The 26,320-nt window shown below is 41.0% G+C and carries 34 protein-coding genes and 1 riboswitch; of the genes, 14 read left to right on the top strand and 20 right to left on the bottom strand.

Annotation, left to right across the window (positions count from 1 at the left end):
* Nucleotides 1–62 precede the first annotated feature (62 nt).
* From KCX82_RS11615 to KCX82_RS11600, 4 genes are all read left to right on the top strand, one after another.
* Nucleotides 63–422, top strand: coding sequence for a NifB/NifX family molybdenum-iron cluster-binding protein (locus KCX82_RS11615; RefSeq protein WP_227018637.1), 360 nt, complete (start codon nt 63–65; stop codon nt 420–422).
* Between the two features lie 514 nt (nt 423–936).
* The gene (locus KCX82_RS11610) at nt 937–1,905 is read left to right on the top strand and encodes a metal ABC transporter substrate-binding protein (RefSeq protein ID WP_227018636.1); all 969 of its coding nucleotides are present in this window, start codon (nt 937–939) and stop codon (nt 1,903–1,905) included.
* Nucleotides 1,906–1,959: 54 nt separating this feature from the next.
* A riboswitch (cobalamin riboswitch) is annotated at nt 1,960–2,137 on the top strand.
* A 133-nt stretch (nt 2,138–2,270) separates the two neighbouring features.
* Complete coding sequence (locus tag KCX82_RS11605) at nt 2,271–3,017, top strand: energy-coupling factor ABC transporter permease (protein WP_227018635.1); 747 nt, start codon at nt 2,271–2,273, stop codon at nt 3,015–3,017.
* Between the two features lie 4 nt (nt 3,018–3,021).
* The gene (locus KCX82_RS11600; protein WP_227018634.1) at nt 3,022–3,339 is read left to right on the top strand and encodes an energy-coupling factor ABC transporter substrate-binding protein; all 318 of its coding nucleotides are present in this window, start codon (nt 3,022–3,024) and stop codon (nt 3,337–3,339) included.
* 39 nt (nt 3,340–3,378) lie between these two features.
* On the opposite strand, the gene KCX82_RS11595 is transcribed toward KCX82_RS11600, so the two are convergent.
* From KCX82_RS11595 to KCX82_RS11560, 8 genes are all read right to left on the bottom strand, one after another.
* On the bottom strand, nt 3,379–4,185 hold the full coding sequence (locus KCX82_RS11595; protein WP_227018633.1) for a TIGR03943 family putative permease subunit: 807 nt from the start codon (nt 4,183–4,185) through the stop codon (nt 3,379–3,381).
* Between the two features lie 26 nt (nt 4,186–4,211).
* A complete protein-coding gene (locus KCX82_RS11590; protein ID WP_227018632.1) occupies nt 4,212–5,216 on the bottom strand; it encodes a permease in 1,005 nt (334 codons plus the stop codon).
* Between the two features lie 24 nt (nt 5,217–5,240).
* Nucleotides 5,241–5,714 carry a thioredoxin family protein gene (locus KCX82_RS11585; RefSeq protein ID WP_227018631.1) on the bottom strand — a complete coding sequence of 158 codons (474 nt, stop codon included), beginning with the start codon at nt 5,712–5,714 and terminating at the stop codon, nt 5,241–5,243.
* A gap of 21 nt (nt 5,715–5,735) precedes the next feature.
* A complete protein-coding gene (locus KCX82_RS11580; RefSeq protein ID WP_227018630.1) occupies nt 5,736–6,068 on the bottom strand; it encodes a CGGC domain-containing protein in 333 nt (110 codons plus the stop codon).
* Nucleotide 6,069: 1 nt separating this feature from the next.
* A complete protein-coding gene (locus KCX82_RS11575; RefSeq protein ID WP_227018629.1) occupies nt 6,070–6,510 on the bottom strand; it encodes a C-GCAxxG-C-C family (seleno)protein in 441 nt (146 codons plus the stop codon).
* 17 nt (nt 6,511–6,527) lie between these two features.
* Complete coding sequence (locus tag KCX82_RS11570; protein ID WP_227018628.1) at nt 6,528–6,920, bottom strand: NifB/NifX family molybdenum-iron cluster-binding protein; 393 nt, start codon at nt 6,918–6,920, stop codon at nt 6,528–6,530.
* Between the two features lie 55 nt (nt 6,921–6,975).
* Nucleotides 6,976–7,512 (bottom strand): redoxin domain-containing protein, encoded by a 537-nt coding sequence (locus KCX82_RS11565; protein WP_227018627.1) that lies wholly within the window; start codon nt 7,510–7,512, stop codon nt 6,976–6,978.
* Between the two features lie 98 nt (nt 7,513–7,610).
* Entirely contained in the window at nt 7,611–7,826 is a 216-nt protein-coding gene (locus KCX82_RS11560; RefSeq protein WP_227018626.1) for a DUF5320 domain-containing protein, read from the bottom strand.
* A 179-nt stretch (nt 7,827–8,005) separates the two neighbouring features.
* Between KCX82_RS11560 and KCX82_RS11555 the strand changes: the two genes are divergently transcribed.
* Both KCX82_RS11555 and KCX82_RS11550 read left to right on the top strand, forming a co-directional pair.
* Complete coding sequence (locus tag KCX82_RS11555; RefSeq protein WP_227018625.1) at nt 8,006–8,317, top strand: ArsR/SmtB family transcription factor; 312 nt, start codon at nt 8,006–8,008, stop codon at nt 8,315–8,317.
* 30 nt (nt 8,318–8,347) lie between these two features.
* Complete coding sequence (locus tag KCX82_RS11550) at nt 8,348–9,721, top strand: FAD-dependent oxidoreductase (protein ID WP_227018624.1); 1,374 nt, start codon at nt 8,348–8,350, stop codon at nt 9,719–9,721.
* An 87-nt stretch (nt 9,722–9,808) separates the two neighbouring features.
* Here the strand turns inward: KCX82_RS11550 and KCX82_RS11545 are convergent, their stop codons facing one another.
* Complete coding sequence (locus KCX82_RS11545; RefSeq protein ID WP_227018623.1) at nt 9,809–10,579, bottom strand: Rossmann-like domain-containing protein; 771 nt, start codon at nt 10,577–10,579, stop codon at nt 9,809–9,811.
* A gap of 177 nt (nt 10,580–10,756) precedes the next feature.
* Here KCX82_RS11545 and KCX82_RS11540 point away from each other — a divergent pair, with 177 nt between their 5' ends.
* From KCX82_RS11540 to KCX82_RS11525, 4 genes are all read left to right on the top strand, one after another.
* Nucleotides 10,757–11,101: a PadR family transcriptional regulator gene (locus KCX82_RS11540; protein WP_227018622.1), complete on the top strand. Its 345-nt coding sequence runs from the start codon at nt 10,757–10,759 to the stop codon at nt 11,099–11,101.
* Nucleotides 11,102–11,115: 14 nt separating this feature from the next.
* The gene (locus KCX82_RS11535) at nt 11,116–12,297 is read left to right on the top strand and encodes an MFS transporter (protein WP_227018621.1); all 1,182 of its coding nucleotides are present in this window, start codon (nt 11,116–11,118) and stop codon (nt 12,295–12,297) included.
* Between the two features lie 110 nt (nt 12,298–12,407).
* Nucleotides 12,408–12,773, top strand: a complete 366-nt coding sequence (locus tag KCX82_RS11530; RefSeq protein ID WP_227018620.1) for a sulfite exporter TauE/SafE family protein — start codon at nt 12,408–12,410, stop codon at nt 12,771–12,773.
* A 115-nt stretch (nt 12,774–12,888) separates the two neighbouring features.
* Nucleotides 12,889–13,488, top strand: a complete 600-nt coding sequence (locus KCX82_RS11525; RefSeq protein WP_227018619.1) for a hypothetical protein — start codon at nt 12,889–12,891, stop codon at nt 13,486–13,488.
* A 262-nt stretch (nt 13,489–13,750) separates the two neighbouring features.
* On the opposite strand, the gene KCX82_RS11520 is transcribed toward KCX82_RS11525, so the two are convergent.
* From KCX82_RS11520 to KCX82_RS11495, 6 genes are all read right to left on the bottom strand, one after another.
* A complete protein-coding gene (locus KCX82_RS11520; protein ID WP_227018618.1) occupies nt 13,751–14,113 on the bottom strand; it encodes a hypothetical protein in 363 nt (120 codons plus the stop codon).
* 219 nt (nt 14,114–14,332) lie between these two features.
* Nucleotides 14,333–15,232 carry an S-layer homology domain-containing protein gene (locus KCX82_RS11515; protein WP_227018617.1) on the bottom strand — a complete coding sequence of 300 codons (900 nt, stop codon included), beginning with the start codon at nt 15,230–15,232 and terminating at the stop codon, nt 14,333–14,335.
* A 41-nt stretch (nt 15,233–15,273) separates the two neighbouring features.
* Nucleotides 15,274–16,482 (bottom strand): anti-sigma-I factor RsgI family protein, encoded by a 1,209-nt coding sequence (locus KCX82_RS11510; RefSeq protein ID WP_227018616.1) that lies wholly within the window; start codon nt 16,480–16,482, stop codon nt 15,274–15,276.
* A complete protein-coding gene (locus KCX82_RS11505) occupies nt 16,470–16,964 on the bottom strand; it encodes an RNA polymerase sigma factor (RefSeq protein WP_319633350.1) in 495 nt (164 codons plus the stop codon). The genes KCX82_RS11510 and KCX82_RS11505 overlap by 13 nt, the downstream gene beginning before the upstream one ends.
* Before the next feature lie 246 nt (nt 16,965–17,210).
* Entirely contained in the window at nt 17,211–17,786 is a 576-nt protein-coding gene (locus KCX82_RS11500) for a hypothetical protein (protein WP_227018615.1), read from the bottom strand.
* A gap of 29 nt (nt 17,787–17,815) precedes the next feature.
* Complete coding sequence (locus KCX82_RS11495; protein WP_227018614.1) at nt 17,816–18,391, bottom strand: hypothetical protein; 576 nt, start codon at nt 18,389–18,391, stop codon at nt 17,816–17,818.
* Between the two features lie 168 nt (nt 18,392–18,559).
* Here KCX82_RS11495 and KCX82_RS11490 point away from each other — a divergent pair, with 168 nt between their 5' ends.
* On the top strand, nt 18,560–19,849 hold the full coding sequence (locus tag KCX82_RS11490; RefSeq protein WP_227018613.1) for a PLL family lectin: 1,290 nt from the start codon (nt 18,560–18,562) through the stop codon (nt 19,847–19,849).
* Between the two features lie 104 nt (nt 19,850–19,953).
* Here the strand turns inward: KCX82_RS11490 and lgt are convergent, their stop codons facing one another.
* The 4 genes from lgt to KCX82_RS11470 all read right to left on the bottom strand — a co-directional run bounded on the left by lgt (nt 19,954) and on the right by KCX82_RS11470 (nt 22,809).
* The gene (lgt, locus tag KCX82_RS11485) at nt 19,954–20,715 is read right to left on the bottom strand and encodes a prolipoprotein diacylglyceryl transferase (protein ID WP_227018612.1); all 762 of its coding nucleotides are present in this window, start codon (nt 20,713–20,715) and stop codon (nt 19,954–19,956) included.
* A 134-nt stretch (nt 20,716–20,849) separates the two neighbouring features.
* Nucleotides 20,850–21,425: a TlpA family protein disulfide reductase gene (locus tag KCX82_RS11480; RefSeq protein ID WP_227018611.1), complete on the bottom strand. Its 576-nt coding sequence runs from the start codon at nt 21,423–21,425 to the stop codon at nt 20,850–20,852.
* Nucleotides 21,426–21,433: 8 nt separating this feature from the next.
* Nucleotides 21,434–22,105, bottom strand: coding sequence for a cytochrome c biogenesis CcdA family protein (locus tag KCX82_RS11475; RefSeq protein ID WP_227018610.1), 672 nt, complete (start codon nt 22,103–22,105; stop codon nt 21,434–21,436).
* 227 nt (nt 22,106–22,332) lie between these two features.
* Entirely contained in the window at nt 22,333–22,809 is a 477-nt protein-coding gene (locus KCX82_RS11470; RefSeq protein ID WP_227018609.1) for a DUF2680 domain-containing protein, read from the bottom strand.
* A gap of 197 nt (nt 22,810–23,006) precedes the next feature.
* Here KCX82_RS11470 and KCX82_RS11465 point away from each other — a divergent pair, with 197 nt between their 5' ends.
* The 3 genes from KCX82_RS11465 to KCX82_RS11455 all read left to right on the top strand — a co-directional run bounded on the left by KCX82_RS11465 (nt 23,007) and on the right by KCX82_RS11455 (nt 25,454).
* Nucleotides 23,007–23,702, top strand: coding sequence for a response regulator transcription factor (locus KCX82_RS11465; RefSeq protein ID WP_227018608.1), 696 nt, complete (start codon nt 23,007–23,009; stop codon nt 23,700–23,702).
* Nucleotides 23,692–25,143 (top strand): sensor histidine kinase, encoded by a 1,452-nt coding sequence (locus KCX82_RS11460; RefSeq protein ID WP_227018607.1) that lies wholly within the window; start codon nt 23,692–23,694, stop codon nt 25,141–25,143. Before KCX82_RS11465 ends, KCX82_RS11460 begins: the two co-directional genes overlap by 11 nt.
* A 113-nt stretch (nt 25,144–25,256) precedes the next feature.
* Nucleotides 25,257–25,454 carry a 4Fe-4S dicluster domain-containing protein gene (locus KCX82_RS11455; RefSeq protein WP_227018606.1) on the top strand — a complete coding sequence of 66 codons (198 nt, stop codon included), beginning with the start codon at nt 25,257–25,259 and terminating at the stop codon, nt 25,452–25,454.
* Between the two features lie 245 nt (nt 25,455–25,699).
* Here KCX82_RS11455 and KCX82_RS11450 read toward each other — a convergent pair whose 3' ends face one another.
* On the bottom strand, nt 25,700–26,194 hold the full coding sequence (locus KCX82_RS11450) for a PepSY domain-containing protein (RefSeq protein WP_227018605.1): 495 nt from the start codon (nt 26,192–26,194) through the stop codon (nt 25,700–25,702).
* Nucleotides 26,195–26,320 lie beyond the last annotated feature (126 nt).

Genomic DNA, 26,320 nt, shown 5'->3' with positions numbered 1-26,320 from the left:
TATAATATTATTAAAGAAATAATCAAATAATAAATAAAACAACATGACCGGAGGGAATTATTATGAAAATAGCATTACCAACTCATCAAAACCAAATCGACAGTCACTTTGGACACTGTGAATACTTTACCGTCTTCAGTGTTGATGATAGTAAAAAAATAATCAGCCAAGAAACAATCGCCTCACCGGAAGGCTGTGGATGCAAGTCAAATATTGCTTTTATCCTTGCTGATATGGGCGTTACCGTGATGCTGGCAGGCAACATGGGAGACGGCGCAGTCAATGTTTTGAACAATGCCGGCATTGAAGTATTAAGAGGCTGTTCAGGAGATGTTAAAGAAGTCGCTACCGCTTGGCTCAACGGAACGCTTGTGGATTCCGGTGAAAGCTGCCACGCGCATGATCATGAATGCAGCCATTAATCTGAAAGGCTCGCAAGTTTCAATTAGTCCAAAACTGTAACTCAATTTGATGTAGTATTATAAGCCTTCTGGTTGCATTTGTCGGCCCGGAAGGTTTTATAATATTAGCGGAGATTTTAATAAACGATGAAGATTAAACGAAAAAGAAAAAAATTGATAGCTCTTCTCATATTTATTCTGCTTACAGCAACGCTTGTTCTTTCAATGACTTATATTGTCCTGGAAGCGGATCATGACTGTGCCGGCACCAATTGCTCTGTCTGTAATCATATTCATATACTTGAGAGGTTCATCGGTTCCCTCGGAATAACGCTGGCCATCCTTTTTCGCATTTCCTTAGCATTTGAGGCATATAGTAAATCCCTGCTCCATAATACACCATTAAACATTGCCTTAACCCCCGTCGCGCGGAATATCAGAATGAATAATTGATTAAACCTTCGTTTTAATGCTCCAAGGAATTATTATGTTTTCTTGGTATCATTTTGATCAATTCAAATGGAGGTTTAAATCAATGAGACGTACCCTATCCTTATTTCTGATTATTATTTTAATCATTGCCGCCTGCAGCGGATGTGAGTCAAATAGCAAGACGGCTTCCGAACAAACCGCTTCAGATAGTAAGATAGACATTGTAACCACAATATTCCCTCCGTATGATTTTACGCGTCAAATCGTTGGAGATAAAGCCAATGTTACAATGCTGCTGGCGCCTGGGGCTGAGAGCCATTCCTATGAACCGACGCCGCAGGATATAATTAAAATTCAGAACTGTGACCTATTCATCTACGTCGGTGGAGAAAACGATGAATGGGTAAATAGTATTCTGGATTCGATGAATAAAGATAAAATACAGACGATCGCACTTCTTGACTGTGTTAAACCAATAAGGGAGGAGTTAAAAGAAGGAATGGAGTCGGAGGAAGAGAATCCCAGCAGTAGTACAGATGGAGTCGAATACGACGAACACGTTTGGACCTCTCCCCAGAATGCAATTCTGATCACCAACTTTATAAGAGATGTCCTTTGCCATATTGATCGTAACAATGCCGAAACCTACCAGTCAAACGCAGAGAGCTATACAGAAAGGCTATATCAACTGGATAAGGAATTTCAGGATATAGTAAAAAATGCGAAGCGAAACACCATTGTCTTTGGAGATCGATTTCCCCTAAGGTATTTCACAGAGGCATACGGTTTAAACTATTGGGCGGCTTTTCCAGGCTGTTCTGCCGAAACAGAGCCAAGCGCAGCTACTGTTGCGTTTTTGACGGATAAAGTCAAAGCGGGAAAAATCCCAGTCGTATTCAAGATCGAACTAAGTAACGGAAATGTCGCGCAATCAATAGCCGATTCAGCAGGAGCGAAAGTTATAACATTTTACTCCTGCCATAATCTTTCCAAATCAGACTTTGATCGCGGAGCCACATACCTGGATTTGATGGGAAAAAACGTAGAGTCCCTAAAGAAAGCACTCAATTAGCTGTAAGCATATCGGAAGATATTGACATATCGATGTTGGGGTAATAAGATAATATTACAATATAGTATAGCAAGGTGCCGCTAACGGTATAATAGAGAACCGGGTGAGAATCCCGGACGGTCACGCCGCTGTAATGGAGGAATCACATCTTAAGATGTCACTGGGAAACTGGGAAGGCAAGATGTGGTGATGATGCCTGAGTCAGAAGAACTGCCTGCTGTAACGACTACACATAGTTACGAACGATGACTAGGTGTCAGGATTTTTCCTATGTAGTTTCTGCAGAAGGTCTATTCTTACACCTATCAAACGATAGGTGTTTTTCTATGGGCGGGAAACCTTGCATTCTTAAGGAGGTTTATAAGATGAACAAAAAAGAGAGAAAAGCAATTACTTTTATCAGTGTTATGGCGATATTTTTCAGTATCGCCCCAACTGCCAACGCTATGCACATTATGGAGGGTTATCTGCCGCCTGGCTTTTGTGTACTGTGGGGAGCCCTTTGCATCCCATTTTTAGCAGCGGGGCTTTATTCTATTAATAAATCCATGAATAAAGATCGAAAAGCCCTAATCCTGTTGGCGATGTCCGGGGCATATATCTTTGTCATATCTTCGCTGAAAATCCCCTCCGTTACTGGAAGCTGCTCTCATATGACAGGCACCGGCCTTGGTGCCATTCTGTTCGGGCCGGCAGCCGTCAGTGTTCTGGGTTTGATCGTTCTGATCTTCCAGGCTCTCCTGTTGGCTCACGGAGGATTAACAACCCTTGGAGCAAATACCTTCTCCATGGCGATCGCCGGACCGCTACTGTCTTATGGGATTTATCAATTGTGCAAGAAATTAAACTTCAGTAGAAAAATTTCCGTCTTCTTGGCCGCGACACTAGGCGATCTTTTTACTTACTGCGTTACAAGCATCCAACTCGCTTTGGCTTATCCTTCTCCTCAAGGCGGCGTTTTCGTTTCTGCGGTAAAGTTCTTAAGTGTCTTTGCTCCTACGCAGCTACCTCTTGCGATTATCGAAGGGATTCTTACTGTTATCGTTGTTATGGGAATGGAGTCATATGCCAAGAACGAATTGACTGCTGTTGGATTCATTAAGGAGGTATAAGACCATGAGTAAAAACAAGAAAATAGTAATAATATTATTGATCCTCGTTGTTGCAATCGCAGTTATCCCTTTGTTCGCACTGAAGGGAGCTGAATTCGGAGGATCAGACGACGCAGGCAGCGTCATGATAGAAAAGATTCAGGGCGAATATACCCCATGGTTTACCCCCGTGTTGGAAACTATGCTCGGCGGTGAACTTCCCGGAGAAGTGGAAAGCCTGATTTTCTGTATCCAAACCGGGATCGGAGTTGGAATCTTCGCATTCATTATGGGGCGGCTTTATGAAAGGAAGAAGCTTGGAAAAGAAAAACAGGATCTTTAAGCGATGCCCCATCTTCAATCAAATGAAGATGGGGCATTTTCAGTAAGGATAGATGTAGTTATTATCCGGCTTTTCGGCCGGCTGAACGTTATCGACTTTTATATACGGAATTGTGTCCCCGCTGAATTCCGTCTTGTCAATTGTTCCATCAACTTTTACCCACGTGTCTGCTTTAAGCGTACCGGTCTTGTCATACCTGCATAAGAAACCTACCGGCTGCATATCTGCAGCACAGCAGACCATCATCAGCCTAGCTGTTACAAATTCATCGGCTTTAAACTGATTCTCATCACGGTAGACAAAACCGACAGCTTCTATCGGCATACCAATATAACTGTCTATGTCTTCATAAACATCGTTCATGCAATCCACGAAATTATCGGTATCCATATAGAGCATGGATTTTGTACCGCCAGGATTTTCTTCAGGCGTTGTATTAGTTCCCGTATCCGCATCTGCCAAACCGGACATTTCATTCTGCGAATTCTTATGCCGTGTTTCCCGAAGAGAAAACAGATTGCTGCTTCCGTATGTTCCGCTTTTTAATTGAATCTCTCCGATTGTAGCTGTATTTGAATCGAAAGATTGCGGCGGAATCGTGAAAGCCATAATCGCCGGTATTGCGTAAAAAAGCAAGGGCAGCAAGCTTACCTTCTCTCCCCTCCCCCGGACAATGCTTCCTAGCAACAAAACAGCAATCACAAGCATTGCAGCAGCAGCAAATATCAAAAATGGAATGATCCTTGGATGTACATACATACTGACCGTACCGTTCCATATCGATTTGAGAAAGAAAGCCGCATAGCCCAGTAAAATTGCTATTTGAAATACTATTTTAAAATTCATGTTTTTCATTCTCATAGCTGTAGCCTTTATAAAAGCAGTCTGCTTAAAACACTGAGCATAATAAGGTTGATAAGGAAAACAAGTACACAAAGGAATATGACAAATGATTTTTTAAAACTTCCAAAAAGCATCAGCATATTCTTGATATCCATCATCGGTCCAAATACCAGAAAACCCATGATAGAACCGATGGTAAACCGGTCAGAAAAACTCCTGGCAATGAAGGCATCCGAGGTTGAGCAGGCAGAAAATAGAAAGGCTGCCGTCATCATAACGAGAAGGGCCAGAGTGTTTCTCGACAGTAAATTTTCAAATACCGATCTTGGTACGAAAGTCTGAACCAAGGCTGTTATGAAAGCACCTAGGATAAGATATTTTCCAACATCGAAGAATTCCTCACCGGAATGTAAAAATAACCTCTTTATTTTTGACACAACCGGATCGTTTTTAATATGCTCTTCATGGCAGCCGCAATCACATCCGTGGTGGTTCTCATGTGGAAGCAGAGGCATCCGGATACCGAGAGCCATGACAATCAATCCAATCACAATAGCAATAAGCAGTCCGAAGCATACCCTTATGAGAGCCACTTCGGGATGCCCCGGGAAAGCATATAATGTGGATATGATCACGATCGGGTTGATGATCGGCGCCGAAAACATAAATGTCAGAGCGATGGGAAGGGAAACGCCCTTTTTTACGAGTCCGGTTGTGACCGGAACAATTGCGCATTCACATACAGGGAAAAAGATCCCGCCCAGCATAGCGGTTAAAAAACCAATCCCGTATTTCGTCGGGAAAATTCTAATCAGAAATTCATCCGATAAAAAAACATGCATGGCAGATGAAACAAAGGCCCCGACCAACATAAAAGGCAGCGCCTGCATTAATATACTGATAAATACTGTATTGAAGACTCGAAGGGCTGACAAATCAATGTTCCATGCCGCTCTGAACAGGGAAAATATGAAGTAGCCAGCAGAAAGTCCTATAACCCAAAGGGATATGCCTAACGATTTCTTATCTTGCATTTCACTGTTGCTCCTGCAACCAATTTATCGTTTCAGTTCGCCCAGAAGTTCATTGATCAGTGACAGATCCGGAACGCTTCCGTTGTATTTAATCTCACCATCGATAACCAGCGCCGGCGTCATCAGGATGCCGACGGCTTTTGCCCGGTTCTCAAAATTCCTCAACCAGTTATCTAAAATATATACCTCTCGAAAAAGACTCTCAAATTGCATCATCTCTGGCTCCAGATTCTTGATATAATCCAACTCTGACAGTTCGGAAGCCTTTGGCATTTTCTCAAGGCTTATGTCTTGCCCGATTATCTTTGCGACGTCCTTTGCCGTTCCGGGTTTCAGCCCAGCTCTCTCAGCCAGTTCTGCCGCTTCTTCACTTGTATAGGAAATATGTTGGATATTTACAATCAATTCAAGCTTCTTCGCCTTTTCCGTCACGACATCTGTAAGCAGTTTGCATCTTGGACAAGGCGGAACGGTTCCAATAATTATGATTTCATGCATAACAAACCTCCCTATGTACTATTAATGGGTGTAATCTAAAATAACGATATCCTTACCGACTTTTTCTATAATAGCCGCCTTCATCTTCTCAGCATGAGGGCAAGCAAAACCGATCGGATTCCCTTTCGTGATACACGAGGCAAATGCGATCGTATCAACTCCTCTTTTTACCATTTCTGCGGCTCTGGTTACCGCTTTCTTTCCCGGGCATCCTCCGCAGGAAATAAAGCCTACAATTTCAATTTCATCCTGAACGCCCTCGAAAGCAAGTTTCTTTTCTTTAATAATCTTAAAATCCGTCGTTCCTGGGCACATATCTTCCGTCTGCATACACCTGATAACTCCAACTTTCATCTTATTCTACCAGTCCTTTCTCCTCAAGAAATTCCGCAAGCATTTTACTTGTATTCCCGGTAATTTTCAGGCAATTAGTCAAGTGTTCTTTTGTCTCAAATGGGTACGGGTTTAATGCACGGCAGCAGGTTACACCATATTTTTCGGTGAATTTATCAGTAAACTCCCTAGCCAGTTGATAGGCTTCATCCCTTGATGTCTGATTTGTCGATCTTCCTTTGATCAGATTCAGCGCAGTGATCGATCCGGTCAATGCGCCGCACATACAGCCGCTTTCTCCCAGACCGCCTCCGAATCCGGTCATCAGACGGACCAAAGAAGGATCCAACTCGGGCGCCAATAATTCGCGATAAGTTAAAAATACCGCTTCAGCACAATTATATCCTTTCTTAAAATAATTCCCCGCTTTGTTTCTCATTTCAATTGCCATTTCTTCACTCATGGTTGTTCTCCTTCTTTTTAATGCTTATGATAGTGATCATCGCAGTTACTCGTTCCTTCCAGATTGCGGATCATATTTAATTCACGTTTCTCCATCTTTTCCAATGCAATAGATGCTTGAAGCCCTGTTCCATGGTATCTTGTGATACAAGAATCTGCAATCAATTCAAATTCTGATGGTTGCAGAACACCTGTAATTACCGCTTCACAGTTATGATGCACTAATTCCAGCGCCAGATTGAATTCAGGATTATCATTTTCATTTTCAATCACTATTGTTCTAATAATTTCAGACGGTTCCCCAAATAAGTGGTCATTAACCGTAACAACCAATAAATAATTACACCCGCAAAATTCCTCTGACACCATGCTGTTTAAGCTTTTGCCGTCAACCGCTATTCCAATATTCATTCTTCCTCCAGTTTGTTATCTTTTATAAATATTTTAATCCAATAATGAGCATACGTCAATTTCCATCTTCTTCACGGGTGCTTTCCAGATCAGAATATTGAAGTGCCTGAATGATATTCTTTATCTCAAATAATTTCCCCCAGGTCGGGTTTTCATAATTTAGTTGGCTGCGGATGATGCCATTCGAATCAATGATCACCACAGACTCAATAGCTTTCTCTTCAGAAATCAAGAAAAACTCTCTGGCTATTGATTTATCGACATCTTCAACAATAGGCAAATAATCAGCATAGCGTTTCATTCTTCCGTCTAGTTGCTTGTAGCTGTCAAAACAATAAATGTATTTGTATATTGAGTCAATGCAAAATCCAACTAGCGCTGTATTCATATTTTCAAACTCATCTAAAATTAAAGTTAAGCCATTTGATTCTTGGATTATGCTTGGTGTAAGATCTTTTGGGAGATTAAATAATACAACCCATTTCCCCGAAAAATCCTCTGGATACCTAATCAAATTTCCATAGGCGGACGCTATAAAGTTTGGCGCCTTTTGTCCTATCAGCATTGAGTTGGCTACATTTATTTGTTTCATGATCGGGACTCCCCTTTTATAATCGATCCATTTTCTTTATGAATTATCAATGACTATTTCAGCTTACTGAAATAAGTAACAGGGATAAACCCTGTTACTTATTCACCGCCTTGAAACTTATCCAGTTGTTTATTGACCGAGTTTAGCCTTCTCTCAAGAATGTCTTTTTGGGCAGTAAGCAGTTCTTTTTCATCCACTTCAAATGGATCGTACAATCCGCCTCTCCCGCATCTTAATCCCGAACCTAAGCCTCTGCATAAAAATGGGCCTGCTGCGCCGGTTCCAAGTGGACCTGTTCCATCCCTATTGGGCATTTCAATCACCTCCCGATTGTTTTGGGCATATGCTACTTTACCTACTTTTATTATATTACATTATGGTCATATGTCAATTATTTTTTCGTTTCCTATTGCTATTAAAATGAGAAGTGTTATAATATATTCAATAATTCATATATATTAAATCTCGAATATATGCGCTAGGAGAATAGCAAATGAATCATGTATATCGTACAGATCCGGAATCTTTTACTGAGGTCGCTGAGATTTTAAAGGCTCTGGCTCATCCGCAAAGGCTTTGTATTGTAAAAACTCTATGTGAAAAGGATCATGTGAACGTCGGTGATATGCAGCATTGTCTCGATGAAGCTCAGGCAACGGTATCACAGCATCTTTCCAAGTTAAAGGCCAGTAAAATAATCGTAGGAAGGCGTGAAGGGACTAATATTTATTATTCTATCAGCGACGAAAAAGTGAAAAATTTAGTTCAAGCAGTTATCAATGAGTTTTTCTCCGATCAGGAATAACTCATGTAAATAATTAAGGAGGATAATTTAATGAAATCAACTGATTTATTGGTTATAGGCGGAAGCGCCGGCGGTATTCTGAGTGCCACCACCGCAAGAAAAGCATACGGAAATATTGATATTACCGTAATCAGGAATACCGAAAAGGTCATGGTCCCTTGCGGTATACCGTATATCTATGGCACGTTACATAGTACGGATAAGAATGTGATTCCTGATGCCGGTTTATTGGACGCCAATATCCATTTAAGTATTGATCAGGTTACAAAAATTGATCCGGAGACGAAAACAGTTGCAACCGAAGGCAATGAAATTTATCAATACAAAAAACTGGTCATTGCGACAGGATCTCTTCCGATTATCCCGAAATTCATTCCAGGTCATGACTTGGAAAATGTTATTCCTATCCTAAAGAATCAAAACTATCTTAATACTGTTTTGGAAAAAGTCAATGCTGCGGAAAATGCTGTCGTTATTGGCGGAGGATTTATCGGAGTCGAATTCGCCGAACAAATCAAATTGCTTGGCAAAAATGTTACGCTGGTTGAATTGGCAGATGCTTGCCTATGGCAGGCTTTTGACCGCAGTTTCACCGATGAAATTGAGAATTCCATGAAAGAAAACGGTGTCTCTGTTCTTACAGAAACAAAAGTTAAAGCAATAATTGGAACGGAAAAGGTTGAGGCAGTAGAATTAGAAAATGGCGATAAAATTAAAGCCGACCTTGTTATACTTGCACTGGGAGTCAAGCCAAATGCAGTATTGGCCGAAGCTGCCGGAATCAAGTTAAATGAGCGAGGAGCAATTATCGTTGATCAATATACACGAACCAGCGATCCTGACGTATTTGCAGTAGGAGATTGTGCAGAAAAGAAGTGTTTCTTTACCGGGAAAGACGCTCCTGTTTTGCTTGCCTCAACCGCTGCAATGGAAGCGAAGATTGCAGGATGCAACGCTTTTCAATTAAGGCAGGTCCGCGAAAACAAAGGGACAATCAGCGCGTTCTCAACGAAAGTATTCGGCAGAACTTATGCCGCTGCCGGCTTAACTGAGTCAAAAGCCGACGAGGAAGGGTTCAGTATTATTAAGGGCGAATTTACGACAATGGATCGCCATCCAGGTTCCCTTCCTGGAATGCAGAAAATAAGTATTAAGTTGATGTTTGCAAAATGTTCAGGAGTTCTTCTCGGCGCTCAAATATCCGGTGGAGATTCAGTAGGAGAAATAATCAATATTTTGAGTCTGGCGATACAAAAGGGAGCTACAGCAGGTGAATTGAATACCTTCCAGGTGGCTACCCATCCGCTGATTACTGCCTCGCCGATCGCATATCCAATCAATGCTGCAGCGATGAATGCGATTGCTGCTAACTGCTCTGCTTTAAACGAAGGTTTAAAAATTTAGTTGTTTCACATCTCACTAAACATAAACTCACAACTCCTATCACAACAAAAGAGCTCATTATGGAGCTCTTTTGTTATATAAAAATTATCAGTCAACGATTTTAACAGAGACCTTCTGTCCGTGCTTAATGAGCTGCCGCATCCCAGCGCATTGGCTGATACCGGTGAGTATTCGGTTACTGTTTTCAGGCGGCCATATTGTCCCTGATAACACCGTTACCCCTGTTCCCTTAAAAGCTTCCGGGTATAGCGGCGTACTGGAGCCAACCATCACGACTTCCCGTGCATTCTTGCAATAAGAAAGCAGTTTCTCCAGAGTGTCATTAATAAGCGTCGAACTTGTAATAAATACAACTTGGCATTTTGGAAGAAATTCTGATTGTGATTTTTCAGGGTAGGTATTGTCGCCCTCACCCTGATCACGTTCGAAAATCAATAATTGATTCTTTTTTCCCTGGAGCCTGGAGATAACGGGACCAATATATCCTACAATCCCAATTGTGTCTTCTGGCTGAATACTGACCGCCATGGTTGCGTCAGAGTCTAGCATACTCTCAGATGAATTTAATTGATCGATTTCAGCAACCGAGTTGCTTACGGCTAAGCCCAACGACCGGCTTATTACGTCTTCACCGATGACGCTCCATTTCGCAAGGTCCACTGCATTCATTCCAATCAGACTTCCGGCGTTGGAAAAAGTTTGGCAGGTATGCCCGATTTCATTCTTTAATACATAAGTAACCCCTACTTGACCATTATCGAGTTCAATAGCCAATAATTCCAAACCGATTCTAACATCTCTTATCGTTCTGCCTAGAAGTCTGGGCATAGCATAAGCATAAATGCGTTCTAAGATCATACATTTCCCTCCTCAAGATAAATGTTGATTTCAATATTGATTTTATCCCTGTTATGGTCATATGTCAATATTGTTTGCATTTTCACTTGACACCGGGTAGATAAGGAATATAATTTATACTGTTTAAAACAGTATAATGTCATTTACAGTATATCCCCGTGAAAGAAGGTGCGCAATATGGCGAAACGATATAGCCGACATACCCCAGCTTTTTTGCTGCTTCATTTGTCAGACGGACCAGCCTATGGCCGTATGTTGGTTAAAAAAATGGATGAAGAACTCCCTTTCTGCTTTTCGGATAGTGCAATCATATATCGCAGCTTAAAAGATATGGAAAGCAATGGGCTGGTTAAAACAAGCTGGGAAATCAAAGAAACCGGCAATCCGGTCAAGTGGTATTCAATCACTCCGAAAGGCTTGGAAATGCTGGATGTTTTGTCGGATGACATTCAAAAATGTCATGCGAACTTAGAATTCTTTCTGTCAAAGTACCCTTCCAAAAAAACAAACTCAGAGAAATGAAACGGAGACTTAAAATGAACACCGCTAAAATACAATATTCCAAAATAGGAATCATCTCAATCGCACATATGCTGAATGATCTCTATAGCAACTATCTGCCTCAGATGCTTCCATTTCTGGTCGTACTCTATCAGGGATTTACTGCCACACGAGCCGCGATCGTCGTATCAGCCTTTTCCATCACGTCCTCCTTTACTCAGCCGCTCTTCGGTTATTTTATGGATCGGCAGGGGAAACGCTGGCTGGCATATATCGGAACGTTATGGATGGCGACCATGTTGAGCCTTACAGGTCTTGTCCAAAACTATTTTCTTCTTGTTGTTCTCGCTGCTTTAGCAGGACTAGGCACTGCAGTCTTTCATCCACAGGCTTCCGCAATGGTCAACCGGTTAAGCATGGACCGGAAGGCAGTGATACTTTCTGTTTTTGTCGCTTTTGGCAATTTCGGTTTTGCGCTTGGACCTCTTTTATTGGTTCCTCTTTTTCAGACTTTTGGATTAAGTGCGACTGTGGTTACAATTATTCCGGGCATTATCGTTGCACTTTTATTATTCCTTTTCTCACCGCAAGATCAGACATCGGCAAATGTACCTCCAACACTTGGCGTTGTTTTTAAAACCCTCAGGGCGTCGGCAAAAGAATTGACAGCGATCGTTGGAGTTATAGCAGTCCGCTCCCTGGCTTATACCGGCCTGCTGACGATATTGCCGCTATACTTCAAGTATAAAAGCTTATCCAATATTCAAGCAAGCCATCTTGTTACGATCATGCTTGCCGCAGGTGCCATCGGAGGTGTTATTGGAGGCTTTATATCCGATTACTTTGGCAGGAAGCAGCTCATTATCGGATCGCTCATACTCTCAACGCCTCTGTTTTTTGCCTTCCTACTGACGAATGGCATTTTAAGCACAGTTTTTCTGGCATTGGCCGGCGCCGCGCTCCTGTCAAGTTTTTCCGTTACGGTAGTCGCTGCACAGGAAGCAATACCGGATAACAAAGCTTTGGCGGCAGGCATCACAATGGGGTTTGCCGGCGGCTTAGGCAGTTTAGCTGTGGTTATAATCGGACGCATAGGCGACGTATTCGGTTTACCTGCTGCAGTTGCAGTGCTTTTCGGATTGCCAATCATTGCTGGTTTTTTAGGCTTTTTTATGAAGAATCGTCAGCCAGCAAGACTGCAGCGTCAAACAGGATAAAAATCATAAATAAAGTCAAAAGACTAAGGTGGTCATGCTTTTTCAGATCGAATCTATATAGTATCAAAAATTGCACAGAATAAAACTAATGGCAGATAGGAGGTGCTCTCATGTATGAAATTATTATATTTGTCGTTGTAGGGTTATTAGCCGGAATATTAAGCGGTTTTCTTGGGATTGGCGGTGGAATTATTATTATACCCGCTCTGGTATATATTTGCGGATTCACACAGTTAAAAGCGCAAGGAACTTCCCTTGCGGTACTGCTTCCGCCTGTTGGGATCATGGCATTTCTAGAATATTATAAGCATGGGAACGTTAATCTAAAGGCCGGTTTGATTATTGCCGCTTCCCTCATCATCGGTTCTGCTATCGCGAGCAAATTCGCTCAGGATATACCCCCGAACATTCTGCAAAAGGCTTTTGCAATCTTTTTAATAATAATTTCAATAAAAATGCTGGTCAGCAATAAATGACCAGCATTTTTTACAGCTTGGAAATTGCGAGCTACCTCTATTAACTAAAGATGAAAAAACACAAATCTTTTCATTCCGGCATATTATAAATTGATACTAAAATTTGGAGGTGTTTATGATCGATAACAGCAACACTGCCGTTCCAAACCGCTGCCTGGCGCCTGGCAATATGTACGTTATAGAGCAATTTCAAAGACATATCCTGGATTTAGCTGTCTGGAGCAGAGCTTTTATCATTGCATTGAAATTCAATCTGCCCAATATAGGAGATATCTATCAAAGACTTCTAAACGAACCTAATGATACACATGAAATTATGTCAACCTTCTTCGGTGAGGATAATGCTAATAAATATGAAAATCTTTTAATTCGACTGATCAATTGTTTTGTTCTGTTAGCAGAAGCAATGCATATAAATAATGTTCAGCAGGCAAACGAAAACTATCAGTGTTTGATAAAATTTACCGATGACATATCTACTTTTTTCTATGAATTAAATCCCCTTACGAATTTAGATGATTGGCGTGAGCTTTTTCGTGAATATGTAGATATGCTTTACAGGGAAATCTATACGATTATTTCCGGTAACTTTATTGGGGATATCGAATTATTTGATAGTATCATGGAGCTGTCTTATCGGATCGCGAATCATATTTCTCAAACCGCCATATCAAGCATTCAAACTCCTGCAATCAAGCCGGCGACGTCAGTTTGATCCCATTGTTTTGCCGCTTCTTTTGAAACGTGAATCGAAGATTAATTATTAATCAAAAGTACGCCACTTAGGCAAGACCTTAAATGGCGTACTTTTTAATTTTATGACATCATTTTGTAAGGCACTGTTAGATGAAAATGTTGCCTACAATACCTATAAAAATAAGTGGCCACAATTCAACCGAGTATTGCCACTTATTTGATTTCCTAGTTTAAATTTGGTCAAGAGATACAGTCACTTCGCATTTTATGAAAGCTACGAATTAGTCCCACCAAAAATCCAATATATTTTTATCCCACACTTTAAGCTCTTCACCGTTACTTTCATTAAGATCATGCTCTTTTATTTCTTTATTATAAGTTTTTAAAATTTCTTCTCGCTTTTTAATATCTTGAGGAAGTTCTACAAGTAGTGATGAAGCATAAGGCCCTCCCTCTTCTTCTACTCTTTCTGGTTCATCCCATATGCCAATTACACTTACTTTAACAGCACCAAGTTTATATAACCGCTCCACAAATTTGATAGCATTAACAGTTTTACCAAATCTATTGCTTGCTAAAGCCGAAAGGTTTTTATTATTCTTGAGCCATTCTAAAGCCTCAAATTTTTTTAATTCTTCTTCCAAAGTATCACACCCTTTATGCCTTTTACTATATTTTATCCATATTGCATACAATTATAATTCGTAATATCTTATAATTGTGGATGGTCACTACATTTAGAATAGGAGATTGCAATAAATAATTTAATCAACTAATGAAGACTAAGTTGCCATATTCTTACGTGAAAACAATTCCACGTCGTTGAAAGTTTTGTATCTTTGTATCCACAATTTGTAAACATGTTATTCCAGCGAATCCACAATCCTCATAAGCATGCTTGCCGCTTCAGCTCTCGATACTTGTTTGTCAGGATTGAAGTTCCCGTCAGAACCTTCGACAATACCAAGTATCCGCAGGGAATTAATATAGCCCAAATCATCTGCCGGTATATTCCCCTGATCCAGGAAAATCACATTTTCTCCTGAATTTAGCGTCGGTTCAAGCTTTAAGGCTTTCGCCAGCATCACAGCAAATTGAAGACGATTTAACTGTTCTTCACCGTAAAGCTGACTTTGGGCTGCAATTCTTGATGCTGTCTGCTCCTGGATCATTTCTCTGGCCCAAACAGGTACTGCATTTAAATCAATTTCCGTGTCGTTGGCAGTTGTATCTTCTGTATTATTCGTGCAGTTTATCATCCGGCTCACCATTATGATCCCTTCCGAACCTGAAATATCTCCGTCTGGTTTAAAGGTCCCATCCTGGTATCCGTTTATAAACCCCCAACTATAAGCGGAAGCGATTTGCTCACTTGCCCAATGCTGCTTCGCATCTGAAAAACTGCCTGCTTTTGCCTGTTCCTGTGTACTCTGGCGTTCCTGTTGCTGTATTTTCGCCGCTTCTGAGATTCGAAGTCTTTCTCTCAGTTGCAATCTTGCTTGATCCCGTACCGCCTGATCAACCGAGGTCTGTTTTTGATCCTGCAGCCTAGTCTGATCCTGATCCTGGGCCTGATCTTGCAGCCTAGTTTGATCCTGATCCTGTGTCTGATCCTGCAGCATGGTTTGATCCTGAATTTGGTCCTGTTCCTGCGACTTAGCCTGTGTCTGGCTCTGATCCCCTGAACCCGACGCTCCTGCCCATACAGGCATACTTAACAGCATAACGAAAACGATGACTAATATACTGGTTCTATTTTTCATAATATTACCTCCCGATTCAATCCTATAGTGTACGCTAAATTCTAATTTGGTTTTTGTTTATTATCCTGATTTCCTCCAGTTTCTCCGGAGGATTGTCCGGAGCTTGTTGTCTTTTCCTGTCCGCTACCTGAATTAACATCTTGTTGATTTGACTGCCCTTGACCTTCAGTTGGCTGGCTGGTCATTTGATTTTGATTATAAGTCTGCTCCTGTCCGACTCCTGAAGAACTGGTTGCCTGATTCTGGCTTTGGTCTTGATTTGCTCCCGGCTCTTGTTCTATATTTACAGAACCGTTATTTTGGTCTATTGCATTTGGCTGCCTGATATAACCATTTTGATTTTGATTTTGCTCCTGATCCTGCTCAACAGCAGAAGGGCTCGAACTGCGGTTTTGATTCTGTTCCGTATTCTGTTCTCTGATAATATTCCCGTTGATTCCCCAAATCTGTTCCGCAGCTTCTTTGATCATTTCATAGTTCCATTCATACCGGCCGGATCCCGTATTGTCATTCTGCTGTAATAATTCATTTGCTTTTACAAGAATGTCCGTTATCCTTGTGTTCCGATATTGGTCTATTTCTACACCTGAATCCAGTGACTGCAATAGTAATATCAATTTGTATTTGCCAGGCGAGAGTCCAAATCCCCGCGCTTCTGTTCGAAGCAGCAGATCGGCGCTGTCTGTGTAGACGATGGCATTCAGCGTTCCCTTTGAAATCATGGTTCGAAGAGTCTTATCGGCCTGATCCCTTATTTTTGCCGCTTCGTTATACTGTTTTGATAGAGCAGTAACTGCAATAACCGTTGATCCGTCATCCCGAATATATCCCTTTTCTTCTGCTTTCAAGGATAATTCTTCAATTGCATCGTCAGCAGACATATTCAAGATTTTGGTTCCATTTAAAAGGCTGTTTCCATCTGCGTTAATTGCTTCTGTTTCAATTACCCGACCGAAGCGGTTCAGCCCCAGTTCCACGCTGGGATTGATATCTAAGCTGATGTAATTTATCGGGGTTTTATAATACGCGTATCCGCCAATCATAATGATCAGGCAGGCTGCGATCGACAAAGCTGCAAGAGACCATCTTCTCAACGTATATTTTCTTTTTTTTGAAGAATACGGATTTGATGTCAAGCTATCATTCTTCTCATTTTCGGCGGCAATTCTTTCTCTGATATAAGACTTTGTCTTCTCCTTCAGTTCTTCATCTGCTTTTATCTGATCAAAATATCTTATTATCCGTTCCATTCAATCACCCCTTCGTTCACTTTCAGCTTCTCCTTCGCTCGTCTCAACCGGGAATAGATCGTATTTGTATTCTGGCTCATTATTTTGGCAATTTCCGGAATTGACCGGCCTTCATAATAATGCAGATAGACAACATCCTTATATTTGGAGGGCAATTGAAGCAGAGCTATAATGATTTCACTTTGTTCTTCATTCTCAAAAGGGATCTCCATTTCATCAAGGCTAACCACTTTTTTTCTCCAAAAGCTTTTATTAAGGTCTTTGCATTTATTGAAAGTCACCCTGCAGAGCCAAGCCTTTTCATGTTGTTCATTTTGGAGTTTGCTGAAATTCAGGTAATATTGGAGGAAAACTTCCTGGAAAACATCTTCTACATCCGAACGGTTACTAAGATGCAGAAAGCAGATACGTCGAACCATATCGGCATATTGATCGATTGCGGCCGCAACCATATCTTCAGCGCTGAAGGACTGCGAATTCAATTGTCTCACCTCCATTCTGCAATAAATACGATTCTAAAAAGGAAATCCGTTCATCTTTTAGAAAGTTTTTTATAAAATCTCTGATAGGGCCTAGTTAATATATTGATTTATAGAAAATACCCATATTTTTATTATAATAATAAAACAAAAATATAAAAATGGTAACTGATGACTGTTTTTTTATATTAAAAAAGCCACGTTAATGCGCAGCTTTTAATGCAGTATATTTATGGGATTATCCATCAATTATTTTTTCGGGGCAGACACATACTGACCGATTCCATCAGCAAAATATTTCCCAATTTCCAAAGCGTCCAGTAACAGTTTGTCAAATATATCCAAGTCATTATTAAAACCCATTACTTTTTGTGATTCTATATCGTCAATTAAATCTTTATTATAATTATATAGCAAAACCTTCCATTGATTTTCATTCCAATACGGATTAATTTGTGATAGATATTTAGCTAGATAATCAGTGTTTTGATATAGTGATTTGATATTTTCATTCGCTAAGCCGGTATCATTCGATGAAACTGCATTGACTAAATTTTGTAAGTAAATTAGGTTCACAGACAATAGTCTTATTATCTCATCACCTACTGTTCTTCCAAAGGCCGTTTCAATATTAAACTTCATATTTGACGGGAGGTTAAACAATTTCAAAGCAATGGCTGACGGATCACCTAAGCCTGTAAGCACCGATGAAATGTATGCTCTGGATAAAATGGCAAACCTCGTCATTATTAGTCTGAAATTATTCTCTAAACTCCTTTGCTCATTTGTAATGCATTGTTCTTGCTGTTGATTCGTCCATATCATAATCAGAATCTCCTTATATCATTCCATAATTATTTCTTTTGGGCGGCAGAATATTGATTGATCCCTTCGGCAAGGTAATCCGCTATTGCCAAGGCGTCCTGCAATAGTTTATCAAACATATCCAACTCATCCTTAAAGCTTCTCGATATAATTGCGTTTGTATCATTAATCAGATCTTCGTTATAAATGTAAAGTAACTTCTTCCATTGAGATTCATCCCAATACGGATTAATCTGAGCAAAATATTTAGCCAATGCATCAGCATTATGGTAAAAATATTTAATACTATCGTACATAAAACTAAAATGGCCAAACAACATCGCATTCACGATATCTTCCAAATAACTGACGTTTTTTAATAATAAATTTATTAATTCATCTCCCGTTGATGCCCCAAAGATCATATCAACTAAGGCTTTGATTTTCAACGGAATATTATGTAGTTTGTTGGCAATGGCTGCTGAGTCGCCAAGGTTATAAATAATCGATTTAATATAATCTCTTGTCAAATAAGCAAATTGCGTCATTAAGAATCTTAAATCTTTTATTAAACTCATTTGTTCGTGAGAAATACCTTGTTCTTGCTGTTGATTTATCCATATCATATTCCGGTCTCCTTATTTTTTTATATTATATGAACAGCAAGACTCAGTTGTTATTGAAAACTTTAAAGCATTTGCAGTTGAGTCTAAATAATTATGAAGAGCTATAATCCCTCTTGTTAGTCATCGTGCATATAATGGAAATATTAATGAAAAAGGAAGGTTTATCATATGGAAAAATTATATGAACGGCCTATGCTATGTCCGCTTGACCTTAATTATCTATGCCCATTGTCCATTCAAAGACTCCAGAGCCAAATTGGCAAAGATTCAGAAACCGATTCTTTGGGGAAGAAAGCTCTAATCAGCCAGTTGCCGCATGATATCAATCAAATCATGGCAGTAATCAATAGAGACGTGCCTGAATATTATGAGTGGCTGCAAGGATATAAAGTACCGAGAAACATCATTGATTGGTTATTCATCAGTCTTATTACTTATGTGCTAAATAATGCAGCGAATTACACGGGAACCATCAAACAGAAAACCGATCGACTCTTCGAAGGCTTGCATCAGGAAGCCGCATTGCTGCTCAACACCTTAAAGGGATATAACGTACCCGACAATTTAATTGATATTATCTTTCCCGATCTCATTGAAATCTCCTTAAGAGAGATGTCTGGTGCATCTCAAGGGCCTGCTCCTAGGCCCGCCTGGAGTGACTGGGAGGATTTGGGTGGTCACCTGACTTCTGCTCCGGCCGTTGCATCATGGGGAACAAACCGACTTGATGTATTTGGAAAAAGTCAGGACGGTTCACTCTTGCATAAATGGTGGGACGGAATGGAATGGAGTGAATGGGAAGATTTGGGCGGAGATTTAACTTCAGCGCCGGGAGCTGTATCATGGGGCCCTGATCGGATCGACGTTTTCGCTGTCGGTCAGAATCAGGCACTTTGGCATGTATGGTGGAACGGTTCAAACTGGAGCGAATGGGAAGACCTGGGAGGGATTCTGATTTCCGCACCGGCTGCCGCTTCCTGGGGACAAAATCGGATTGATGTTTTCGGAAGCAGCCCGAATCTATCGCTATGGCATAAATGGTGGGACGGCTCCCAGTGGAGTCAATGGGAGGATCTTGGAGGAACTCTGTCCTCCGCGCCGGCAGCGGTTTCCAGAGGGCCGAACCAGATCGATGTCTTCGCAAGAGGTCAAAACGGCTCGCTCTGGTATAAAGGATGGGATGGCTCACGCTGGAGTGTGTGGATAGACACTGGCGATGGTTCCATTAATTCTGGTCCGACAGCAGCTTCGACCGGAACTTATCGCCTTGAGCTCTTCGCGCTGGGGGATCAGAACCAATTGCTGTTCAGAACCTGGCATGGCCGCAGATGGAGTAACTGGCATTCTTTGGGCGGAAAAATCATATCCGAGCCAGCGGCAGTATCCTGGGGTGATATGCGTATTGACGTATTTGCACAAGGACCAGATAATCATCTCTGGCATATTTGGAGGGAATAAATACCCCGAAGTTATAAAAGCCCCGCACATATGAATATTTTCCCCGTCTGCTTGACGGGGAGCACACCAATACACGGGGCTTTTAATAGATTTCTAAAACAATTCTATTTTCTATAACTCTTTCTATTTAAAATGAGATATGCTATCCAAATAGCGACTCCAATCAAACTTACTAATTGTGCAATCCTAAACGGGCCGAGCATTAAACTGTCAGTCCTTAATCCCTCAATCAGAAATCTTCCAGCTGAATACAGTCCTAGATAAGTAAAGAATACAAGGCCGTTATTTCTGCTTCTTCTCAGGGTAATCATAAGAATAATAAAAACCGCGAAATTCCAGGTCGATTCATATAAAAATGTCGGCTGGTAGTACACGCCGTCAATCAGCATTCCATTTTGGATAAAGCTTGGAAAGTGCTGAATGAAGCCATACGATACCGGGCCGCCATGCGCCTCGCCGTTGAAGAAATTCCCCCATCTTCCCAGGGATTGTGCTATGACAATTGACGGTGCAGTTGCATCCGCCATTTTTAAGAAGCTTAGCTTTTTATGCCGCGTAACAAAATATGCGGCAAGCACTGCAAACAAGATTCCGCCGTGGATAGCCAATCCGCCTTGCCGGATATTCAATATGCTTATCAGGTTATCCTTATAGTCATTAAATTGAAACACCACATAATACAGTCTGGCGCCAATAATACCCATAGGCAATGATATCAGCACCACATCAAGGACACTGTCAAAATCAATGTTCCGATACTTGCAGTTATATTTTGCTATGATGATCCCTATTAGCATACCGGTTGAAATAAAAATAGCATACCACCTTATGCTAATTCCAAATATATAAAATGCAATAGGATTCATAAATCAACTCCTCATTTCTGCGCATCGGCAGGAATCATCATAGATATCTAAGATCAGTCGAAACGTCTTCCTGCGGGACACCTTGAAAACTCATAGTAACACAACTGAATCAATATTTAAAGTATTCCCAGATATTAATCATTCGTTCCGCTATTAATTGATTTTATTCCATCAAGCAGCGTTTCCTTATCAATCGCTCCCTGATAGCCTGTAACGATATTCCCGTCTTTATCAATAAAAACGGTTGTAGGTATGGAAGATATCCCATATGTGGCCGCTGCCTGCTGCTGATTGTAAAAATAGACCGGAAGATCAAAGCCCTGGTCGCCGACATACTGCTGTCCCTTTTTTTGTGTTTCACGCTGACCATCAACCATATCTACCATTATGAAGACAACATTGTCCTTCTCATCGGCATATACTTCATTAAAATGCGGCATTTCCCCCTTGCACGGAGGACACCAGGAAGCCCAGAAGTTGAGTACGACCGGTTTTCCTTTAAAATCGGACAATCTGACTTCGTTACCCTGGGCATCATATACCGTAAAATCCGGAGCAGCCTGTTTAGTGGCATTCTGCGAAGATGAAGTATCCGGCAAGGTTTCTTTTTTATTGTAATTATCCGACAAAGTCGTATACGCAAAATATGCAAATACAAGAAATACGATGAAGGCAACTGCGCCAATTATTGTTTTACTTTTACTATTCATAATTCCTCCTAAAATGTCAGGATCGACAGAAAATATCCCATCATGCCTGTTGCCATCATGAAACCGACTATAACGAGCAATCCTCCAGAGATCAAATTGATTCTCCGGTAGTTTTTCTTGATAATTTCAAATGTATATTTTAACCGTTCAATTAAAACGGCGCTTACAAGGAATGGTATTCCAAGACCGAGGGAGAAGCTCAAAAGCATCAAAATTCCGTGAATGCTGTCTCCGGTGGATGCCGCAAGCATCAATGCAGAACCTAAAAATGCACTGACACATGGTGTCCAGCTGATTGAAAAAATGATGCCAAATACAACTGATGATAAAAATCCCGTTTTAACCGCCTTCGAACTGAATTGCCTGTGCGAATTGATTAACGGGAGTTTGATGATATCCATAAAATTCAATCCAAAAAGGACGACGATACTTCCTGCGATGACATTAACGATTGTGCTATGCTCTTTCAAGATGCCCCCAATTGTACCCGCAAAGGCACCCAGCATTATAAACACAAGTGAAAACCCAAGTACAAATCCCATGGCATTTTTGATTGTAGATCTATTTTGTCCGTCTGTGTTCTGTCCCGCAAAATAAGAAACATAGATCGGCAACATTGGCAGAAGGCATGGTGAAATAAATGTAACGGTACCTTCCAAAAACGATATCAGATAGTCCATTGATTCTCCCTTTCTTCATAGCCTCTATTAATATATATGTCCGCATCCCAGTGTTTTCATCGGTACATATTTACTTTATTGTACCAAATCGAAGAATTTTAACCGTGATTAAATCACATTTTTCAAACACCTGCGAATACGAGAAGAGGATGAGCCCTTTCTGTCAGAAACCCATCCCCTTCGTTTGTTTCGCAATATTTATTGGTTTAAAAAGTTGTTGCGTATTGCTATTGTGCCTGGCAGAATCCGCCGCCCTGGCCGAAGCCACGCATACCTTGGCCATTTCCCTGCCCGTATCCTTGTCCGCCGTTCATGCTGCCAAACCCGGCACCCATTCTTTGTCCTGTTCTAAGTGATCCTGTGCCATCACAAGCGGATTGATTATTCTCTATCGCTGCGATGATTTCATCGGCCCTTTCTTGTGTCATCAAACCGGCCTCCACTCTGTCTGCCAGAATATCTTTCTTGATCTGAAGCATTTCAGTCTGGAATTCTTCCAGCTTTCCAGCGTCGTTTGCAATGGTTCCATATGTTTTTCCGGTTTCATATCTTTCTGCCGTTACATCCTCTACTGTTTTACCGGTCAAACCAGCTACGGCTTCGGCAGGCGTGCTGTATGAGGAAGCTGCAAAAGCAGTGACCGATGCGGCACCAATCATTGTCACCATAGCTCCCACCATGATAAGTTTTTTGAAATTTTTCATTTTAATTACCTCCTGTTTCCATGAAACTGTTTTTAGCTTTATCTGCTATGATGATAGATTACTCATAAAATGTGGCAAAATTATGTTTTTAAATTTCTAAAAATAAGGTATTTCAATTATAAAAGACAAACTTTTGTCATAACTCTAAATTTACGATATGGTATAATAAAACAACATACAATATGGGGTGAGATATTATGACAACGATTCTGATTGCGGATGATAACAAGCAAATTACTTCAATCTTAGAGGAATATGCAAAGAAAGAGGGTTTTGTAACAAGCGTTGCGTATGACGGACTAGCAGCGCTGGATCTGTTTCAGAAGATTAAACCGGACGTCGTTTTGCTCGATGTTATGATGCCTCAAATGGATGGCTTTGAAGTATGCCGTGAAATTAGAAAAGATTATAGTGTTCCGATCATCATGATCACTGCCAGAGGTGAAGATTTCGAAAAAATTATGGGATTGGACATAGGCGCTGACGACTACATTGACAAGCCTTTCTCCCCCGGAGAAGTCATGGCAAGAGTCCGCGCTATTTTACGCCGGATTTCCCGCACAGAGGATCAGCCGCAGCAGAAATTCAGTTACAGTAATCTAATCATTAATCTCGATGATTACACAGCTGCAATTGATGATATCAATATCCCATTGACAAAAAAGGAGATCGAGTTGCTATGGACCTTGGCAACAAATAAAAATAAAGTTTTTTCCCGCGACAACCTGTTGAACAGTTTATGGGGGTATGACTATTTTGGCGACAGCCGCACGGTAGACTCTCACGTCAAACGCCTGCGAGCCAAGTTGGAAGCTATACCGCACGAAGAATGGGATATAAAAACCATTTGGGGCGTCGGTTACAAATTCGAGGGAAAAAATTATGAGAAATAAAATTGCTTATCGGCTGATTGCTTATTTTTCCATTACGCTGCTTCTGTTTTCCATTATCATCGGCAGCGTCTTTATGATGCTTTTCAAAGCGCATACCGTTGACTTGCAAAAGTCAGAACTTGAAAGCCGCGCAATTGCAATGGCTGACACCTTATCCGGCCTGATTGGAGAAACTCATTTCAGCCCCGGCTCAAGAACGGGAATGGCGGGTGGAGGCCAGGGAGGATACATGGCTTACCTTCGCTTTTTAGACGATATCGCAGGTGCAGATGTCTGGATCGTAGACGAAAACCTCGAATTGATTACAATAGGGCCTATGAGTAACCAGTCTTTTAATTATGCAGATCTGCCGAAAGATGCCGATACCGTTGTAAAGGAAGTTTTCCAAGGCAATACAACGTTCAGCGAAGGCTTCAGTGATTTGTTGAAATCACCCACCTTAACAGTCGGAATCCCCATTCAGAAAGATGGCAAAGTAGTCGGAGCCTTACTGCTCCATTCTCCGGTAAAAGGTATTGATGACGCGGTTGGACAGGGTTTTGGGATTCTCACGGTCAGTGTTTTCATTGCACTTGCGCTGTCGATCATCTTATCGGTTATATTGGCAATTTCCTTTACAAAGCCTCTGAAGAAAATGAAAAGTTCGGCGGTTCAGCTGGCAGGCGGCGACTATTCTGTTAAAACTGGAGTTGATGCCAAGGATGAAATCGGTGAGCTTGCTTCAGCAATTGATATTCTAAGCGAACGGCTGGCTCTCGCAAGCCGAGAAAGTGAAAAGCTGGCGCAGCTCCGCCGTGATTTCGTAGCTAATATTTCCCATGAACTTCGCACTCCGGTGACCGTCATCCGGGGTTCCTTGGAGGCTCTTCACGATGGCGTTGTTACCGATCCTGATCAAATAAAGGATTATTACCTTCAGATGCTGAACGAAAGTGTCTTCTTGCAAAGACTTGTTGACGATCTGCTGGAGCTATCCAGACTGCAGAATGTTGACTTTAAAATAGAGATGCGGGATCTGAGCCTGTGCGACGTTTTGAATGATGTAATACGAAGCGCAAGAAATGCGGCTTCCGGAAAGCATATTGCAATTCAATATGAGCATCAAAGCAGTTCACTATGCAATATCACAGGCGACTATGGACGTATCCGCCAGATGATCATGATCATCATAGACAATGCAGTTAAATTTTCTCCCGAATTCAGCGTCGTATCCGTATCCCTCAAAGACAGAGTTGTATCAATCTATGATCAAGGTGCCGGCATTCCACAAGAAGACTTGCCTCATATCTTTGAACGGTTTTACAAATCGAAATCCGAGCAAAATAAAAACGGAACCGGACTTGGTCTTGCCATTGCAAAGCAGATTGCGGAACGGCACGGAATCCAGATATCGGTAACCAGCAGTCCATCGGGGGGGACGGAATTTCTATTACATTTTTAATTTAGTTTTGTGATAAACTCACTGAGATCTTCTATTTTCTCTGATATGATAACTTCAAAAGTACGTATTAATAGTGACGTGTCTTAGCGAAGGTATATCTATCGGAGGTTTCAATGAAAAAAGCAAAGTATAATGAATCGAAATGTGACCAGTCCCCATTTTGCCCTGTGACAAGAGTTTGTCCTGCAGGGGCTGTCACTCGTATAAAAGAAGGATTTTTTAAAAGCCGAATATCGTATGATGCATCGAAATGCATCGGTTGCGGGAAATGTACCAAAGTTTGTCCCCATGCTGCGTTTGCAATGAAATAAGATAACTCTCCATCATATTTATAAAGATAGAAACCAGGCTCAACACTCTGCAAGCCTGGTTTTTATTGTTCATCATTCGATCGTACTTATTAAATAATCTAATGTTTTGATTATATTGGAGAAAACTTCTTGGTGAGTCAAAATGTGAATAAGTTTAATTTTCTATACCACTTATTTTACTATAATAAACAATGCTCTCTTTTTTAGTGAGAGCATTGCTGTTTATAGAAGGAATTTTTATTTATTCAGTCTTCATATCCGGCAGGATCTTCACTGTCATTTTCGTGCTCTACATTGTCATTATCCTGGGATTCTTTCTCTATTTTGCCTTTCTCGCCGTTTTCATTATCCTGTTCGGATTTCACGATAGAGCAGGTATTGGCATCGACTTTTACATCATAAGTTGAGTTTCCGGATTTAATTTCAACGCCGTACACGACGACGCCGTCTTCATCTTCCAGCTGAATCGATTGAACTGTTCCGTCCTTGATCGAAGCCAATGCTGTCTGTTTTGCCTGATCCTCTGTGATCGCCGTCTTTGTGTTTGCAGCTGTCAGTTCCTGATCATCATTTGATTCTTTGTTCTGATCCTCTTGATCTTTTGATTGGTCTTCCGATACTGCCTGGGGCGAAGAATTCGGCGCTGTACTTACCGCATTATTTGTAGTCGCATAGGCAACGACCGTGCCCCCGAGAGCCATTACGCCTACCAATACTAATGTTATAACTTTTTTGTTCATTTTTTCATCTCCTTTTTACTACCTTTTGGTTGATTCATATAATTCTCTTTGCTGTTTAGCTTGATCTACCTCCTATATTTACATCATAAATACCGAAGATGAGATTAAAATAAAATGAATCTGAGA

The organism is Sinanaerobacter chloroacetimidivorans (genome assembly GCF_018128545.1).
Lineage (GTDB): Bacteria > Bacillota > Clostridia > Peptostreptococcales > Anaerovoracaceae > Sinanaerobacter > Sinanaerobacter chloroacetimidivorans.
This window is presented reverse-complemented; position numbering and strand designations above follow the sequence as displayed.